The following is an 18,338-nucleotide window of genomic DNA, read 5'->3' as shown; positions in this document are numbered from 1 at the left end:
AGGGGTATTTGGCAACTAACTTGAGGCTTTGCCGCGCTTTTTATAAAAGCAAAAATGCCCCGCTGCGCGGAGCATTTTCAAAAGATTTTGAGAAGTAAGATTACTTGTCCTTAGCAAATTTCTTAGAGGCGGCCTTGACCTTCGGATCGTTCTGAGCGTCCTTGATCTTCTGCTTGATACCATCTTCGATGGACTTCTTGAGCTTTGCAGCAAGGTTGGGGAAACGATCTTCCAGGGAATCACTAAAGACAGCCGGCTTCTTTGCAGCAGCAGGAGCACCACCCTTGCGCTTGCCGTTGAACGGGCGCTTTTTCTTGGACGGAGCCTTCTTTACTTGAGATTTTTCTTGGGATTTTGTTTCCTGAGGCTTAACTTCTTCTGTGGATTTGACTTCTGCTTCTTCTGCCATATATATACCTCTTGGAAAATTGTTTAAGTTGACGGGCGCAAAGATAGTAAAAAATCGGGAAAAAGCAAGTGGCCTAGTAGTTGGTAGAACTTAGACCGCTTCGCTCTTAGAACTTAGAAATGAAACTAAGCTCTAAGTTCTAGAATCCAGCCAATGCGCGAGGACGGTGATGTCTGCGGGGCGCACTCCAGGCACGCGGCTTGCCTGCCCAAGCGTAAGCGGCTTGTGGGCGTTGAGGCGCTGGCGGCTTTCAATGCTGATGGCCGTAATGGACATGTAATCGAAGTCCGGCGAGAGCTTGACCTTTTCCATCTTCTTCTGGTCGTCAATTTCGCGTTCCTGGCGGTCGAAAAAACCAGCATAGAGTTCTTCGGCATACATGTACCACTGGTCGCGGCGTGTGATATTAGCGTCTGGCGCGGCTACCTTGAAGAATGTTTCGGGATCAATTCCCGGACGGCGAAGCACGTTGATCCAGCGGGTGCGTTCGGAGGCAAGAGCCTGACCACCCGCTTCAAGAATCGTATTCGCTTCTTCCGGCGTGGCAGACGTTTCCGTAAATTGAGTTTTGAGACTTGCCATAAGGTCGCGGCGGCGAGTCCAGTCTTCCCAATCGCGGTCGCTGATCATGCCGATTTTGCGAGCCTTTTCCTTGAGGCGCATTTCGGCATTGTCACTGCGGAGGAACAGACGGTATTCGGCACGGCTTGTAAACATGCGGTACGGTTCGTCGAGCAAAATATTCACAAGGTCATCGACCATCACGCCGAGATAGCTTTCGGAGCGTCCAAGAATGAACGGTTCTTCGCCTTTGACCTTGAGCGCAGCGTTGATGCCTGCCATAAGGCCCTGACCAGCGGCTTCTTCATAACCGCTTGTGCCGCAGACCTGACCAGCAAAGTAGAGTCCCGGAACATTTTTGCATTCAAACGTCGGGTAAAGCTGCGTTGCATCAACTGAATCGTATTCCACAGCGTAACCGATCTGGAGCACTTTTGCGCGGGTAAGGCCCGGAATCGTGTGGATGGCGGCAAGCTGGATGTCTGCCGGCAGGCTTGAGCTGAAACCGTTGATGTACACACGTCCGATGTCAGCCTGTTCCGGTTCGAGGAATAGCTGGTGTCCGTCGCGGTCGCCAAAACGGTTGATTTTATCTTCAATACTCGGGCAGTAGCGCGGGCCTTTGCCGTGGATACGGCCGCTGAACATCGGGCTATCCTTAAAGCCACTGCGCAGAATATCGTGCGTCTTGATGTTCGTGCGCGTAATCCAGCAGACGCAATCATTGCGGATAAACTTGTTAATCTGGTCACCCCAGAACTTATCAGGCGTTGCTCCGTCAAAATGGCGGTCGCTCATCGGCCACGGATGCTCGTCGCCGTGCTGCACGTCGCATTCGTTAAAGTCAATAGAATCTGGATCCAAGCGGCTTGGCGTGCCTGTTTTTAGGCGGCGCAAGCGGATGCCATTTTTTGCAAGGCATTCCGAAAGTTTGTCTGCACTCGGCTCGCCCACTCGCCCACCAATGCTCGTTTCAAGCCCGGTGAACATCTTGGAGGCAAGGAAGGTTCCGCTCGTCACCACAATCGCACGCGTAATGTAGCGGTCGCCATTCAAAAGAATCAGTTCCAAACGACCGTCGTTCATACGTTCAAATGAAGCAAGTTCGCCTTGAATCAGCGTGAGTCCTGGCAAGCTTTCCATCGTCTCGCGGGCGACTTCGCTGTAATACTTCATATCGCACTGCGCACGCGGTCCCCAAACGGCGGGTCCCTTGCTCATGTTGAGCATGCGGAACTGGATGCCCGCTTTGTCGGTCAAAAGCCCCATAAGGCCACCGAGAGCATCGATATCGCGAACAATTTGACCTTTAGCAACGCCACCAACAGCCGGGTTGCATGACATTCTGCCAATTGCGTTCAAATCCATCGTAAGCATGGCGGTTTTGACACCGATCTTCCATGCGGCATGCGTGGCTTCAATACCGGCGTGACCGCCACCGACGACGACAACATCAAATTCTGCGATAATCATAGACTTTTCTTTTGCGATTCAGACGATATGCGATTTTTTCCGCAATTTAGAAATTTATGGGGTTTTCGGCTATATAAAAACGCACTACAAAAAAGAACGCACCCCGCGTTACGAGATGCGTTCAAAGGCAATGAAGGCTCAATGGCCTGCACAAGAAAATTTGGCTTACTTCTTGGCCTTAGCGGACTTGGTATCCTTCTTGGCATCCTGCTTTACTTCAGGAGCCTTGGCGGAATCAGCTTCGGGCTTCTTGACTTCAATCTTCCATTCAACGTTCTTGCCGTTGAGGAGTTCAGCGATTTCCTTCTTCAAGTCTTCCTTTTCCTTTTCAAAGGCGGCATACTGCTTGTAAGTGCCGTTCGGATTCACGAGGTAGACCTTCGGAACGTAGCCATCGCTGTAGAGTTCACCGAACTGACGGGATTCGTCCCAAACAACGCTAATCGTTTCGTCAAACTTGGCGTCGTCAATAAAGCGGCGAATGCCCGGCTTGTTGTTTCCACCGCTAGCGATAGAAACTGTTGTGAGGCCCTTCTGAGCAAATTCCTTTGCGATTTCAAGAATCTGCGGAGCAGCGTGTGCGCAGTGACCGCAAGTTGCAGAGAAGTAGAACATGAGGAGCGGCTTACCTGCAAAATCGCTCAAGTCTTCGCTCTTCACCGTAATGCCGGATGCCTTCACCTTGAAATTCATCTTGGCCGGCATGCCGTTTGCAAGCGTATCGCCACGGAGAGAAGCGACTTCGGCCTTGAGCTTTTCTTCTTCAGCCTTAGCCTTCTTCATCCTTTCTTCGTTAATCAGCTTCGACTTTTCCATAAAGCGGTCGCCGACAGCCTTCAAAGTATCATCCGGAAGAGTCATTGTGAACGTGGTATCGCGAACACGCTTGCCAGCATCACGGAGACCGAGCACAAAGTAATCTCCATCAAATTGAGTCTGGAACTGGTTACCAATGCTGAAGAACTGATTACCGAATTGAGCACCAACAACATAGGAGAACTTCTGCTGTTCAGATGCGTTTGCCTGGAGTGTCACCTTTTCGTTCTTGACAGCCGGAGCGGCTTCAACCGGCAAAGCCTTGCGAAGCGAATCAACAAGAGCGCGGCGCTGTTCATCTGTTAAATCCTTAGCAGTAGAATCCGGCTGAGTCTTGAAATAACGTTCACGCATAGATTGCTGGATACGTCTGCTGACAGCGGCGAGAGTATCCTGCGGGAGCTGGAGCTTTGCAGTCGTATCGTTCAAGCTAGCAATAGCATCGCGGAATGCCTGGACAGTAGCATCTTCATCAATACCATAGCCAGTCTGCCAAGGAAGATTCGAAAAGTTCTGGAGACCGAACTGAGCGCCAAGCATGTACGCAAATTTCTGTTCGTCTGCGGAATCCGGTGTAATGGCGGCAGCTTTTGCAATCGGTTTTTGGGCTTCGCCACAAGCAACAAGGGCAAGGGCAGCGGCACCAAGAGCAATCTTTTTCAGTTTCATTTTTTTAGACTCCTAAGTCAAAAAATCTTTAGGAATGCACCCATTCCTATTTTTGCGTCTTAATATACATATTTTTAGCGTAGGGAATCACGGACAAAACCATTTTTAGGCATTCCTTCGAGTACTTTAAACGAAGTTGAGCCGATAACAGCTCCATCTTTATATGCTGTTTCTACGCGATAATCCCCCGTCGGGATATTTTTCTTTTTTGAATAGCTGCGATAGCCAGCATCTCGCCCACCGCGAATGACCATCCTGCTTGACGAAATCTTGTCCGTCAATTTAAACTTTCCTGTGGACGGTTCCTCGTAGTACCATCGGAATTCAACAGGGGCCTTGAGTTCTGCCGGTCCATAAACAGAGGACATAAAATAAACTTCGTCACCCTCGTCTTTATGGATAGTCGCCTTAGAGAATCCATTTCGTTGCCAAAAATTGAGCCGATCCGCATCACACGAGTATGTTTCGTTGTCAAAATTTTTACACACAACTTGTTGTTTCACAATTAGTGGCACCGGAGGAATCCAATTGACAATATACGCAACGGATAAGACGACACTTATGGAAATAGGCGCAACAAGAGTTCTCTTATGGCGCTCTGATTTAAACCAAAGTAAGTAACATATTCCCGCTGAAATGATTGTGCTTAAAAAGAACCAGAAAGCCCCCATCTCGTGAGCCAAGTGCGGGATTAAAAAATTGAAGAACATCGTTCCGAGCAGACAAAAGAACGCAAGGCTGACTCCAAACTTTTCATATTTCTGTTTCAGAAATTCGTTACCGATAAGGAGCGCAACTAGGAATAAAACGATGGTAAAAGACGCAATGGATCCGGAGCTTTTGAAATAGCAAATAACTAGCGCACTATAAAGGTTGCCAAAGCAAAACTGTACAGCCCAGGTCAATCGGTCAATCCAAGACGAAGGCCATTCGTGATTTAAAATCCTGCTGAAAAAAGATGATTCAATTTCGGTTTTATCATCTTCATTAACAACGCTTTTTGTCGCAATGAAAAATATCGAGACTAGAGCAATCAAATAATAGAACGACAACAGGATTAAGTCCCTTCCGTAAACTTTGTGTCCTATGGTCATAGAATCCCAGCTGAACCCGCCCAAAAAAGCAATCGCCGGGATGAACTTTTCAATTTTTTTCACTGCGGCTTTTTCCCGCAAATGGTTTAAAAATTCCATGACCGAAAAATACAAAAAAAACTAAATTTAGCCCGTAAAATTTTAAAAGGCAAAAACAATGAAACTCTCCAAGTACTTTTACGTCACGCTCCGCGAAACGCCGAGCGATGCCACCATGCCCTCCCACATCTTCCTCATGCGCGGCGGCTATATCAAGCCTGTTTCTACCGGTATCTATTCCATGATGCCGATCGGTTACCGCGTCATCCAGAAGATCGTAAACATCATCCGCGAAGAAATGAACAAGATTGGCGGTATCGAAGTGGACTTGCCGGTGGTGCAGACCGCTGAACTTTGGAGCGAATCTGGCCGTTACCAGGCTATTGGCGAAGAACTCCTCCGCTTCAAGGACCGCAACAACCACAACATGGTGCTCGCCATGACGCACGAAGAAGCCATGACCGACCTCGTGCGCTACGTGCTCAACAGCTACAAGCAGCTCCCGGTGATGCTCTACCAGTTCAAGACCAAGTACCGTGACGAAGCTCGTGCTCGCGGCGGTCTTATCCGCGTCCGCGAATTTTTGATGAAGGATGCTTACAGTTTCCACACCAGCCAGGAAGACCTCGACCGTCACTACCAGGAAGAATACGACGCCTACCTCCGCATCTACCGTCGCGTGGGCATTGAACCGGTGGTGGTGCAGAGTGATACGGGGATCATGGGCGGTAAGGTCGCTCACGAATTCATGCTCGACACTCCGAACGGTGAAGACTACTTGATTCTCTGCAAGAAGTGCGGCTACCAGGCCAACCGCGAAATCGCGAAGTTCCAGCGCGTGCCGTTCAAGGGCGACGAGAACGCAGCCCTCGAAAAGGTTGCAACGCCGAACAGCGAAAGCATCGAAGAAATCACCAAGTTCCTGAACGTTCCGGCAGAATCTACTGCCAAGTGCGTGTTCTTCGACTTCGAAGGCAAGCTCATCACGGTCGTGGTTCCGGGCAACCTCGACGTTTCCGAAATCAAGCTCCACAACCTCTTGAAGGCCAAGGAACTCTATCCGGCCGAAGACAGCCTCATCAAATCTTGCGGCATGGTTCCGGGCTTTGCATCCCCGATCAATTCTCACGATACGCGCATCATCGTGGACGAAGCCATCGCAGATTCCTTCGATCTCGTCACGGGCGCAAACGAAGAAGGCTTCCACTTCAAGCATTGCAACCCGAAGCGCGACTTCCCGAAGTTCGAAGTGGCGGACATCGCAGAAGCTTCCGAAGTCTGCAAGTGTCCCTGCTGCGGTGAACTCCTCACCGAAACACGCGGCATCGAAATGGGTAATATCTTCAAGCTCGGCACCAAGTTCTCTGAATCCATGGGCGCTAAGTTCCTCACCGCAGAAAAGACGACCGCTCCGGCCATTATGGGCTGCTACGGCATCGGCGTGGGCCGCTTGATGGCATCCGTCGTGGAAAACAGCCACGATGACTTCGGACCGATTTGGCCCAAGTCCATCGCTCCGTTCCAAGTGGAAATCGTACCGATCGGCAAGGAAGCAGAACTCATGGAACTTGCAGAAAAGTTCGAAAAGGAACTCGAAGCTGCCGGCATCGACGTGCTCGTCGACGATCGCGACGAACGTCCGGGCGTGAAGTTCAAGGACGCTGACCTCTGGGGTTCTCCGGTGCGTATCGCCATCGGCAAGAAGGGCCTCGCAAACGGCGAAGTTGAATGGAAGTTCCGCAACGAAAAGCAGTTCACCATGGTCAAGGTCGAAGACGTTATCGCCAAGGCCAAGGAATACTTTGCCGAGTAGACGGTAGGAAGTAGACAGTAGGAAGGATGCCATTCCCGACACCGCGCGGGAATCTCCTTTTCAAAGCATAACCTTTTAAATTACAAGCCTGCTTACGAGCAGGCTTTTTTCTTTGCTCTATTGCTTTGCCTACTAAAAAATGATTATCTTATAAATGTATGATGAACTCTATTGATTGGTCTGTGGGCTGGTGCTATGTCTGCACCGTGCTCTTGCTTTTGCTGATTGCCACCATTTTGCTATTGCTCGACTATTGGAAAAGGCAACGGCTTTATACGCTTTTTGCGGGCAACCTCGGTGAGTTCATCGTCGTACTTTCTGACAAGTTTGAATTCATCAGTTCAATGCCGCAGTTCATGTCAGACCCGCTCTTTGACAACTTAAGCAAAGACCGCCTGTTCCGCGACATCTTGCCACCCAAAGACTGGGCTCGACTCAAACTCTACTTTGACGATATTGACAAGCACCCCGAAATGCCGTTCATGTTCTCGTACAAGCGAGACGATGGCTCAATGCTTTGGTTTGAAATGCGATGCCAACACCAACGCCTTTCAATGGACGAATCGCGTTATATTTGCTTGATTAAAAACATTTCAAACACCGTTGAAAACCAGCATCGCCTGGATGAAGCCGAAACAAAGCTCAAATCTTTGCTTCGCAATACCGGTGACTTCCTCTGGAAATTTGATTTTGAAAGCCGCCAGCTCTTTTTACAAACTCCCATGATGGACGATGACTACAGAGACGTTCCGCGTTCAGGGGGTATCGCCAACATTGAAACGCTCATGCCCGAAGACGACTTCAAACTGCTTGAACGAGTCATGAACGAATGCATGATGAAAGCAGGTGGACAAGCAGCCTACGACGACAAAGGACATTTGCTTGATGAACAAAGCCAGCTGAACCGCCTTGCCAACGAAGATGCCCGCTTCGGCACACTCAAGATTCGTTGCTGGAACAGCGAAAAGAACCTCGTGTGGTACGACTTCCGCGGACACCTCGCTCCCGATGACGAAGACCGAATTGTCATGATTGGTTCTGCACGCCGCGTCGAAACATCGCCTGAAATTCCATTCCTCATGAAGAGCGGTGTTGAGGAATCTCTGATAAATTCACTTTTCAATTTCCCGAACATCGGTATTTTCTGGGTTGACCGCAACTTCACCATTCTCGGATGCAACAACGCTTTCGCCACAGATTCTGGCTTTGCCAAAACGGACGAAGTCGTGAATCAATCTTTGAAAGATGTCATCTCAGTCAAGTACCTCCCCTATTACGATTCCATGATCAAGGACGTATTCGACAACGGTTCAGCCAAAAGCTGGAAAGGCAAATTTGCCGATAGTGACTGGATTACAACAATCAACGTTGTACCGATGCTCAAATCGCTCCTCAAGTCCGGCTATACCGTAAGCCGCGTACTGTGCGTCTACATGCGAATCTCGGGATAAATCGTAACCAAATCACAACCCCAAAAGATTTAAGGTAAACGCAAAGCGATTTGCCTTGTAGTCGATGTCGTAGCTGTATCTGAATTCGGCACCCAAATGCCACTTAAAGCCTGTTTTATACATAAAATAGGAGCCGCCACCGAACTCGAAATAATAAATTGCAACACCAAAAGCTTCGCCACAATTTCCATCAACGGCTTTGCAGCCAGCATAGCTCGATGTGCGAGAGGCGAACTGAAATAAGCCTAAATGCAATTCTTCCGTTGGCGAAATTTGCTCCATCACACTTATACCACCTGCAGCAACCGTACCCCACCCCATCACGCCAAAATGATCAAAAGCAACACCTAACGAGACAAAAGGCGTGAAATACTGAAAGCCACCCCCAATAGCAAAATGATCTATAAAATGATAAACCGGGACAGAGATGTCTATTACGCCTTCATCCTTGACTCCATAAACGTGATTACCGATAGAGTCCATTTTCGGCTCTTCCGAATTTGAAGTAACACCCCGCATTCCCGTAATCGATACCCCAACCACAGTCTTAGAGGAATCGTTTACGCTCTGGTAGGCTTCCATAAACGCGCTCGCAGAAAGCGGCCGCATCGAGCAGCCAACCAAAAGAAGCAAGGCAAAAGCCCACAAAAAAAGTTTTAACAAGTTAATCTTCATGCATTTTAATATAAACAATTTATTCAAGATTACAACATAAAAAACACCAGCCTCGTGAGAGACTGGCGCTTTTGAAATTTACATAGGCGATCCCGGATCGGAGTCCGGGATGACATTGGTTTTATTAACCCAATGTTACCTCAACCTTGTGGATACCCTTCGTAAAGATCGGAGCGACGTTGGAATCGATTTCCTGACCGTCAACAACCATCTTTGCGACGCCCTTGCAGACGTGATCCGGGTTCTTCACAGTAATCTGGTAGGTAGCACCGCGGAACTTACGGGTAGCTTCGAAGCCAGCCCATGCGCTCGGGATGCAAGGATCAACAACGAGACCGTTGAAGCTTGCGCGGATACCGAGGATGAACTGCGTTGCAGCCTGGTATGTCCAAGTAGAAGTACCGGAGAGCCATGCGTTACGGCCCATACCAAACTGCTTGTGTTCGTCACCGAGGATGTTCTGCGGATAGCAGTACGGTTCAGATTCAAACACGTCAAGGATGCCGTTCTTGGAAGCCGGGTTGATCTGGTTGTAGTACTGGAATGCGTTGTCGCCACGGCCGAGGATCGTTTCGGCGATCATCACCCACGGGTTCGTGTGGAGGAAGATACCGCCGTTTTCCTTTGCTCCAGGAGGATAGGTGGAAATGCCACCGACAGCCGGTTCAAAGCCACGGTAACCCGGAGTAGAGCTCTTCACGCCGTACTTGGTGTTGAGGAGCTTGTTCAAGCTGTCCATGCCCTGCACTGCACGGTCGCCGAAAGCGATGCCAGCGATGACCGGCCAGGACTGGCCGTTGCAGTAAATCTTGCCGTACTTGGCAGAGGAAACGCCGTAGCCGTTGCCGTCCTTGTCAAACCAACGAGTCCACCACTTGCCATCCCAAGCGCTGTCGTTGAATGCCTTCTTGACATCTTCGTACCAGCCCTTGTACATTTCAACGGCTTCCTTGTCGCCGAGAGCTTCTTCAATGCCCATCATTTCGAGCAAAGCCTTTGCGTACAAAGCAGTGTTGAACGTAGATTCTGCACCGAGCGGGAGGTTCATGCAGTCGTTCCAGTCGGCAAAGCCGAGGAGCGGAAGGTTGTGCTGACCAAGGTGTTCGCGAGTGAACTTGAGAGCGCGCTTCAAGTGTTCGAGGACAGTGCCTGTCGGACGTTCAGCATGCTTCTTGCCTGCAACGTAGAACGGAATTTCTTCGTTGAGGAGGTCCATCTTGCCAGTTTCCTTGAGGTAAGTAGCGACAGTGAGGACGATCCAGAGGTGGTCATCGCCATACCAGTCAGCGTATGCCGGATTGCCATTAGCGTCGAGAACGCCAGCCTTTTCGCGGGAGTCACCGGCGTTAGCTTCGTTACCCGTGTCTTCAGCAAGGGCGAGCGGAGCGTACTGGTGCATAGCGTTACCTTCCGGACGCTGCACGGAGATGAGGTTCTTGGTGAGAACGAGAGCTTCTTCAGGCATGTGGCTCATGACGCCCATGAGATCCTGAGTAGAGTCACGGTAACCGATACCGCGGCTGGTGCCGTAGCCCAACTGATAGAGGGACAGGTAGCGGCTCCAGTTCTTGGTGGTGTGGCACTGACGCGGGTTGTGTACGTTCACCATCGTGTTGAAGGAAGCATCCGGGGTCTTGACCTGGATCGTGGAGAGGTAGTTTTCCCAGAACTTTGCGAGTTCTTCGAAAGCCTTGTCCACGTTCTTGAGATCGCGGTACTTCTTGATAGCCTTGGCAGCAACCTTGAGGCTCTGTTCCTGACCGAGCTGGGTGCAGGTACGGAAAGTCTTCTTGGCAGCGATCTTGCCAGCGTGGATCATGAGAGCGGCAATGTTGTCGCCACGGTCGCATTCGCTATTAGCAAGTTCCTTGTTCTGGAGGCTGAGCGGATTTGCCCAGGAACCCATTTCGTTCTGGCCGAGGAATACGCGGCGGTCACCATCGAAGGAACCAACCTTGCAGTCAGCAGTAACGTAGTTCACGGCGTAGTCGCGCTTCATGTAAGCGTACTGTTCCAAAACGACGTGGCCATCCTTTTCCCAGTGGCCCTTGAGGGTCATGGTCTGCGGAACCCAGTCAGCGTTCGTGAGCTGCTTTTCAGCTTCGAAGTGGCTGAATTCATAAACCGGGATAATGTCCACTTCCTTAGAACCACCGGCGATGTTCGTCACCTGGATGTCCTGGAGGAGAGTGTTGGAGCCCGTCGGGACGAAAATCGTGACCTGAACGCGGAGGCCGTAAACTTCGGCAATCCAGCGCATGTAGGAAAGACCCACGTGGCATTCCCACTTGTCGAGCTTGACGAGAGTCGGAACGTAGAACGGGGAGAAAATCTTGTAGTTCTTGCCATCCTTGATACGGATGTAGATAGTGCTGGCCTTGAAGTCAGAGCACGGCATCTGTGCAATGTACTTGGTGATACGGTTGAGAGCCGGGTCGCCTTTGCAAACGAGAGTGCCGCCGGTCGTATCGACGATACCGCCGAAGTTGAGAGTACCGACGTAGTTGCACCACTTGATCGGGGTAGCCGGGGTGGTGAGCACGTATTCTTTTGCAGCGTCATCAAAGTAGCCATACTTCGGGGCAGCGACCTTAGCGGTCTTCTTTGCCGGGGCCTTCTTTGCAGCGCTCTTCTTCACTGTTTTTGTAGCCATTGTATCTCCGTTAGAGAGGGGGTGTTGTAAAAAGTGATTCGTGGTTGGTGATTAGTGGTTAGGAACCCTATCAGAAACCGTTAAAACTTTTGCGGGGTAAATTTAGAAATTAGACGAGAGCTGAGAGACGAGAGACGAGAGAAAGTAATTCATTTAACCAATGTTTTTACTAGCGCGAAGCGCCATTTTTTCTCTTTCGTCTCTAGTCTGTAGGGCGTAAGCCCGTTCTTTCGTCTAAACTCTACTCATCAAACTTTTCGAAATCGCGGTTACCGAAATTGATATAGAAGTATCCGCCGAGTTTCTTGCTGCGGACCGGGTCGCGCAAAATGCCGATAGCGGCACGCACGTACTTGAGTTCCACCAAGATGTGGTCACGGCTCATGCAGTTAAGGAACGGTCCCTCCGGGTAAAGCGTCGGGCGCGGTTCTTCGGCAATCATCTTTTCAAGATTTTCGATTTCCTGAACCAGTCTACGTTCATGTACTTCGAGCGTGCGGATAACTTCCTTGTTTTCGGCACCGTAAAGGAAAGCAAAACCAAGCGTACGCGGATCGTCGTTGAATCCGGTCAAATGCTTGAGGACTTCCTTGCGCAGCACTTCCCTACCCTTGTCCGTGATGTTGAACACCATGCGTTCCGGGCGGTTTCCGTCGCGTTCCGAATGACCGACGATGCACTCGTTCTTTTCGAGCGTTATCAGTCTGTTATAAACGGTCGATGTGCTAATCTTCGCCCAGCGGTCGAGTTCACGATCACGAATTTCCGTGATTATATCGTACCCACTGCGTTCATGTTCCAGAATGAGGCCGAGCAATACAAGATCGTAACGGTTCATTTAAATTCCTTGATTTTGCTAGTATTCCAATTTGGAATAATTGACTAACAAGAAAATTACATTTTTTTCGCGGAAAAGAAACAACATGATGTAAAAATTCGGAAAAATTTTGAAATTTGTCACTTATTTTCATTTTTCCATTTTTTTCGCAAAAACACCATAATTATTTGGATTTATATAGTTTATATTTTTTATAGATAATGGATAATTGGGGAGCATCGTGCAGTTTTTTACAAAATACAAACATAAGGAAAAAAGATTAAAGCATTCGGTTATAAGGTTCGCTCCCCTTATACTTGTTGTCTATTTAGTCATTCAAGCCTTCGCTGCGTTCCAAGCCGAAGACAAGGCTGCCGTCATGGCTCGAAACAGGGACTATATCAAAGATATAACCCTAGCCATGGCAAACAAGCTGGACGATATTTTCTCGAACTCGCTCAAATCGGTCGAAGCCCTCGCCAAACTCAGCTCCAACGATATCCGAGACGGCCAAATGAACTCTGTTTTCCTGGCAGAATTAGAAAAGATGATCCAGTTTGACCACTTGAACTTTACTGATTCCAGCGGAATGACTTTAAAAACAACCGGAGAAAAGGTCTATTCCGGCAACAAGTGGTATTTCACCGACGGCATAAAAGGCAATAGCGGCATATTCGTCATGATGCCCACAAATACGTCCATGGCGTACATTTTGTTCTACGCCCCCGTCTACATTCAAGGAAAAATTGTCGGCATCCTCTCTACCTCGTTTGACGAAAATTCAATCAAGAGGTTCCTAGACTACAAAGTCTACGGCGCACACGCATCTGCCGGAATCGTAAATACAGAAGGCAAAAGCCTTATCGCCCTTGAATCCATGAAAATGCAACAAACTTCAATTCAAGGACTTTCCAAAGACAATTTCAGAAAATTCCTGTACACCTCAAAATTTGACGAAGAAAACAGAAACAACATTATCCGCGCTTATGCAACTAGAACCCCGTCCAGCTACAAGTTCAACGGGAACACCGATGAGATTCAAGGCTACATCGCACCACTACGTACAGTTCCACTGAGCGTTTATTCAAACTTTCCGACAGAAGCGTCTAGAAGCCTCTATTCTATGGGCATTCAAGCTGGCCGAATGTTACAGGCCTTGCTTATCCTCATATTTGCAGGCTACATCATCTACCTGATGATTGTGCAGCTCCTGATTAGGCGCAACGAAGCACGTCAGAACAGGCTTGCAAACTACATCGCCAAGGCTGAAAATGCAATCGCAAGGGCCATGATTTACGTTGACGCCGAAAACGGCACCTTCGAAGACCTGTCTATTAAGCCAATGCCGTTCCCTAAGACTGGGCAACTTGATAATCTCGTAGAAGGTTTTATCCAATACAACGACGACATGCAGAACGGTGATGATTTTAGGACTTTCTTCAACGTCACCATCAAGGAACGCAAGGTCCTCAACTATATTCCAAGTGTTGTATTCTGTAGCACAAAACCCAATGGGAAAAAAGAATACATCACTATGGTTTATATTCCCGTTGAAGTCAAGAAAGATGTTGTCTACAAAGGAATTATTTTATTTAGAAACATTACCTCAGAAAAATCTAAAGAAATTGAAGCCAACCGCAAGCTTTCTCAGGCATTGAACGCCGCACGCGAAGCAAGCAACGCCAAGACGACATTCCTGTTCAACATGTCGCACGATATCCGAACACCGATGAATGCAGTCATGGGCTTTACTGCGATGGCCAAAAAGCACATCGAAGAAAAAGAAACAATCAAGAAATACCTAGATAAAATTGACATTGCCGGGAAACAGCTTTTATCACTTGTGAACCAGGTTCTTGAAATGTCCCGCATTGAATCCGGGAAAATCATCCTGAGCGAACAGAAATGCAATCTTGAAAACGTCATCAAGGCGTTGTCAACAACATATGGTTCACATGCCGAAACTAAAGGGATCCTGTTCACAGCGACAATTACCAACCTCGAGCACAAGATGGTCCTCATCGATAGCGACCGTATCAACCAAATTGCAGCAAACATTATCGGAAACGCTATCAAGTACACGAACGAAAACGGCTCAATCATGTGTACGCTTGAAGAGGAAAAATGCGACCGTGAAGGTTACGGAATGTACACACTTGTCGTTGAAGATTCCGGCATCGGCATGAGCTCAGACTTTATAGAACACATTTACGATGAATTTACACGAGAAAGCTCCACTACGGTAAGCCGCATCCAAGGCACAGGTCTTGGCATGACAATCGTGAAAAAGCTCACGGACATCATGAACGGCACTATCAAAATTGACTCGAAGAAAGGGCAAGGGACAAAGATTGCCGTCAGTATCCCGATGAAGTGGTGCAAGGACCTCAGCCCCGAGACTGCGGAGCAGAAAACGGTTACAACCATTCCGCTCAAGGACATGAAGGTGCTACTCGTCGAAGACAACGAAATGAACCGCGAAATTGCCGAAGAAATCCTGACAGAAAACGGTCTAGTGGTCGATACAGCAAATGACGGAGATATCGCAGTCGACAAAGTGCGCAGGGCTCCCCCTGGGGCTTACAATCTCATTTTGATGGACGTGCAGATGCCCCGAATGAACGGATATGACGCGACCAAGGCCATCCGTAAACTGGAAGACCCGCAAAAGTCCAAAGTTCCAATTATCGCAATGACTGCGAACGCTTTTGAAGAAGACAAGAAAAACGCCCTTGCTGCAGGTATGAACGGCCATTTGGCAAAACCGATAGACGTCCAAAAGCTTATACAAACGCTGACGAATTTCAGATAAAACCGAACAAGGGGAAATAAATTTATTATAATAAAGAACAAAGACAAGGAGATAAATATGAAAACCAAATTCTCACGCTTCGCTTTATCGTTCGCTGTTGCGGGTGCATTCGCACTTGTGGCAACGACATTCACCGGCTGCTCGTTCATCAAAAAACTTCAGGCAGCTAAAGTCCTCATCGAGACAAAAATGGAGTACAAGGACCTCACCTTCGATAACGTTGATGTCTATGATGACGTTATGGAACTCGTGAATAACGGAATGGACGGTTTCTTGCCGAACCCGAAGGCCGTTATGTTGGTCAAGGACTTGTCCCAGAACATCATCAACAAGAACCTCGGTAATGCAAACTTTGACGTTTACTTGAACGCCAACAACACCGGCAAGGATACCTTGTGGATCAACAAGCTCCAGATCGAAATCAAGTTTGATACGCTCGTCACAGTACCTCTGACGCTGAAGGACACCATCAGACTTGCTCCGGGCGACAACGACTTGCACTTCAACGCCGCATTCCCGTTGGACGCAAACGTCTTTAAGATTAACCAAATCACGTACTACGGCATTGCTGGCTTTATTGACGTATCCCTTACCGAAGGTGGAGAACCGGTTTCTCAGGACTTCGAAATCAAGAGAGACGTGAAGCCCGAAGATGTCGAAAAGCTCCAGAACCTCGTCCGCGACAGATTGTTTGATCTTCTCGTGAACAAATGGCTCGGAAAAATTATTAAATAATAACACATGAAAAAACGCAACTTTGTTCCGGAGAATTTAAATCCGGATGACGAAAAAGAAATCTCTAAACTATATCGCGCTCTTTTGCAGCGCGATATTCCTGTAAACGTCGAAAAGCTCCGTCAATGGATTCTAGATTGGAGCGAACTGGAATCGGTTCTTGGCGAAGTGAGTTCACGACGCTATGTCGCTATGACGTGCGATACCCGCGACGAGAAAGCAGCCAAAGCTTATTCAGACTTTGTCGAAAATATTCAGCCACTCATGATCGAATACGACGACAAGCTGAACCGGAAGCTGATGGCGCACCCGTCCAAGGACGCACTCAAGGGCGAATTCGGTGAATGGCTTAAGGGCGTGCAAGTTTCTCTTGACTTGTTCTCCCCCGATAACATTCCGCTTGAAACCGAAGAGAATAAAGCGATTCAGGCCTACCAGAAAATCACCGGTGGCATGAGCGTTGAGTTCGATGGCGAAGTCAAGACCATGCAGCAGCTCGCTGCCTACATGGAAAAGACCGACCGAGACCTTCGCGAACGCGCCTGGAAAGCCATGTGGAACCGCCGTCTCCAGGACAAAGAAGCGTTAGACAAGTCTTACGATAAGTTGTTTGAAATCCGTAAGCAGATTGCCAAGAACGCAAACTGCAAGGATTTCATTGACTATATCTTCCTCGCAAAGCACCGTTTCGACTACACTCCGGCTGACTGCGAAGCTTTCCACGAAAGCATCGAAAAGTTTGTACTCCCGTTGCAGAAGGAAATGTACAAGCGTCGCGCCAAGAAAATGGGACTCGAACGTTTACGCCCGTGGGACTTGGATGTCGACCCGCTGAGCAGGCCGCCACTCAAGCCGTACCAGAGCGGCGATGAACTTATTGAAAAAGTCGATTCCATTTTTGAAAGCATTCATTCACAAGCCGGCAAGTGGGCTCGTGAAATGCAGGCGAAAAAGCTTATCGATCCGGATTCCAGACTAGGCAAGGCTCCAGGCGGATACCAAATCGGTTTTGACGAAAGCCGCCTCCCCTTCATTTTCATGAACTCCGCGAATACGGACCGCGACATTTACACGCTGTTGCATGAATCCGGTCATTCGTTCCATCAGTTTGCACTCGCAAACCAGCCGATTTTCGCATACCGCGATGTTCCTGCTGAATTTGCAGAAGTCGCAAGCATGAGCATGGAACTCATCGGCATGTCGAACCTGAAGCCGTTCTACGGCGACGACCATGAAGCGATAGTCCGTAGCACCGAAGGCGAACTCGCCGACGTGATTTGGCTATTCCCGTGGGTTGCAAGTATCGACAGTTTCCAGCATCGTCTGTACAACTTCCCGGAACATACCGCCGAAGATAGAAGCGATATCTGGAGCGAAATCATGGATCGCTACGATGCCGGGGTGGACTACTCCGGACTTGAAGCTGTTCGCCGAAACCTGTGGCAAAAGCAGCTCCATCTCTTCGAATGCCCGTTCTACTATATTGAATACGGCATCGCACAGATTGGCGCTTTGCAGGTCTGGGCAAACTTCAAGAAGGACCCGCAGAAGGCAATCGACGACTTGTTCAAGGCCGAAAGCCTGGGCAGCAGCCGTCCGATCCCAGAGCTCTTCGCAACAGCAAACATCAAGTTCGATTTCACACCGAAAACGTTGGAACCCTTGATGCAAGTTGTATGGGATGAGCTGAGCAAGTTGTAGGGCTATATTTGCGGCTAAAAAATCTTAAAATCCCTAAAAAATTTCACTTTTTTTGATTTTTTAGCCCAAAACCCTTGACAAACGAAAAAATAAAAGTTATTATTGGCGCACCTCCTCAATGGAGGTCATCCTAACGGAGGGATGGCCGAGTGGTTGAAGGCGCACGCTTGGAAAGCGTGTTTACCTTACGGTAACGAGGGTTCGAATCCCTCTCCCTCTTCTAAAAATTTTTCGAGGTACCTAATGGCTGAATCTCAAAGAGTTTATCTTGACGATATCTATGCTAGTGAAGAATGCCAGGGCTCGGTTTTCCGCGCCGTTGTCATGATGGCTCATGAAGCCCGCTTCATTAACAATCAAGCCAAGTCGGGTTACATTCAGCTTTCTCAAAAGCCGACGACGATTGCTATGAACCGTTTTAAGGAACATAAGCTTACGATGGTGGAAAAGGGCGCAAATGATGTGACTGCAGATGCCGTAAAGGCATCCGTTGCAGAAGTTGCTCCGACTGCAGAAGCTGTTGCAGAAGCAAGTGAAGCAGCAACAGACGCATTCTAATCTCGAAAAACAGAATTCAAAAGAGACCGCTTATGAGCGGTCTTTTTTTTGCTTCATCGTCA

At 48.7% G+C, this 18,338-nt stretch carries 13 protein-coding genes and 1 tRNA gene; 7 read left to right on the top strand and 7 right to left on the bottom strand.

The annotated features are described in order from the left end of the window. Window positions 1-100: 100 nt before the first annotated feature. The 4 genes from FSU_RS00810 to FSU_RS00795 form a co-directional block, all read right to left on the bottom strand. The gene (locus tag FSU_RS00810) at window positions 101-409 is read right to left on the bottom strand and encodes a hypothetical protein (protein WP_014545014.1); all 309 of its coding nucleotides are present in this window, start codon (window positions 407-409) and stop codon (window positions 101-103) included. Between the two features lie 132 nt (window positions 410-541). Beyond that, entirely contained in the window at window positions 542-2,443 is a 1,902-nt protein-coding gene (mnmG, locus tag FSU_RS00805; RefSeq protein ID WP_014545013.1) for a tRNA uridine-5-carboxymethylaminomethyl(34) synthesis enzyme MnmG, read from the bottom strand. A gap of 165 nt (window positions 2,444-2,608) precedes the next feature. Continuing rightward, entirely contained in the window at window positions 2,609-3,928 is a 1,320-nt protein-coding gene (locus tag FSU_RS00800; protein ID WP_014545012.1) for an FKBP-type peptidyl-prolyl cis-trans isomerase N-terminal domain-containing protein, read from the bottom strand. 74 nt (window positions 3,929-4,002) lie between these two features. Further along, complete coding sequence (locus FSU_RS00795) at window positions 4,003-5,121, bottom strand: DUF2914 domain-containing protein (RefSeq protein ID WP_015732454.1); 1,119 nt, start codon at window positions 5,119-5,121, stop codon at window positions 4,003-4,005. A gap of 58 nt (window positions 5,122-5,179) precedes the next feature. Here FSU_RS00795 and FSU_RS00790 point away from each other — a divergent pair, with 58 nt between their 5' ends. Further along, the gene (locus FSU_RS00790; RefSeq protein WP_014545010.1) at window positions 5,180-6,874 is read left to right on the top strand and encodes a proline--tRNA ligase; all 1,695 of its coding nucleotides are present in this window, start codon (window positions 5,180-5,182) and stop codon (window positions 6,872-6,874) included. 158 nt (window positions 6,875-7,032) lie between these two features. Beyond that, window positions 7,033-8,325 carry a PAS domain-containing protein gene (locus tag FSU_RS00785; protein ID WP_014545009.1) on the top strand — a complete coding sequence of 431 codons (1,293 nt, stop codon included), beginning with the start codon at window positions 7,033-7,035 and terminating at the stop codon, window positions 8,323-8,325. A gap of 12 nt (window positions 8,326-8,337) precedes the next feature. Here the strand turns inward: FSU_RS00785 and FSU_RS00780 are convergent, their stop codons facing one another. The 3 genes from FSU_RS00780 to FSU_RS00770 form a co-directional block, all read right to left on the bottom strand. Then, window positions 8,338-9,000, bottom strand: a complete 663-nt coding sequence (locus tag FSU_RS00780) for a hypothetical protein (protein WP_015732453.1) — start codon at window positions 8,998-9,000, stop codon at window positions 8,338-8,340. A gap of 124 nt (window positions 9,001-9,124) precedes the next feature. Next, the gene (locus FSU_RS00775) at window positions 9,125-11,653 is read right to left on the bottom strand and encodes a glycoside hydrolase family 94 protein (RefSeq protein ID WP_014545007.1); all 2,529 of its coding nucleotides are present in this window, start codon (window positions 11,651-11,653) and stop codon (window positions 9,125-9,127) included. A 241-nt stretch (window positions 11,654-11,894) separates the two neighbouring features. Then, window positions 11,895-12,491, bottom strand: coding sequence for a PadR family transcriptional regulator (locus FSU_RS00770; RefSeq protein ID WP_014545006.1), 597 nt, complete (start codon window positions 12,489-12,491; stop codon window positions 11,895-11,897). 358 nt (window positions 12,492-12,849) lie between these two features. Here FSU_RS00770 and FSU_RS15810 point away from each other — a divergent pair, with 358 nt between their 5' ends. From FSU_RS15810 to FSU_RS00745, 5 genes are all read left to right on the top strand, one after another. Then, window positions 12,850-15,282, top strand: coding sequence for a response regulator (locus tag FSU_RS15810; protein WP_081441055.1), 2,433 nt, complete (start codon window positions 12,850-12,852; stop codon window positions 15,280-15,282). Between the two features lie 57 nt (window positions 15,283-15,339). Continuing rightward, on the top strand, window positions 15,340-16,017 hold the full coding sequence (locus FSU_RS00760) for a hypothetical protein (RefSeq protein WP_014545005.1): 678 nt from the start codon (window positions 15,340-15,342) through the stop codon (window positions 16,015-16,017). A 6-nt stretch (window positions 16,018-16,023) separates the two neighbouring features. Next, on the top strand, window positions 16,024-17,718 hold the full coding sequence (locus tag FSU_RS00755; RefSeq protein ID WP_014545004.1) for a M3 family oligoendopeptidase: 1,695 nt from the start codon (window positions 16,024-16,026) through the stop codon (window positions 17,716-17,718). A gap of 135 nt (window positions 17,719-17,853) precedes the next feature. Further along, window positions 17,854-17,938 (top strand) — tRNA-Ser (locus FSU_RS00750). Window positions 17,939-17,961: 23 nt separating this feature from the next. Then, window positions 17,962-18,276 (top strand): hypothetical protein, encoded by a 315-nt coding sequence (locus tag FSU_RS00745; RefSeq protein WP_015732451.1) that lies wholly within the window; start codon window positions 17,962-17,964, stop codon window positions 18,274-18,276. Window positions 18,277-18,338: the final 62 nt, after the last annotated feature.

Origin of the sequence: Fibrobacter succinogenes subsp. succinogenes S85 (assembly GCF_000146505.1) — a bacterium.
GTDB lineage: Bacteria > Fibrobacterota > Fibrobacteria > Fibrobacterales > Fibrobacteraceae > Fibrobacter > Fibrobacter succinogenes.
This window is presented reverse-complemented; position numbering and strand designations above follow the sequence as displayed.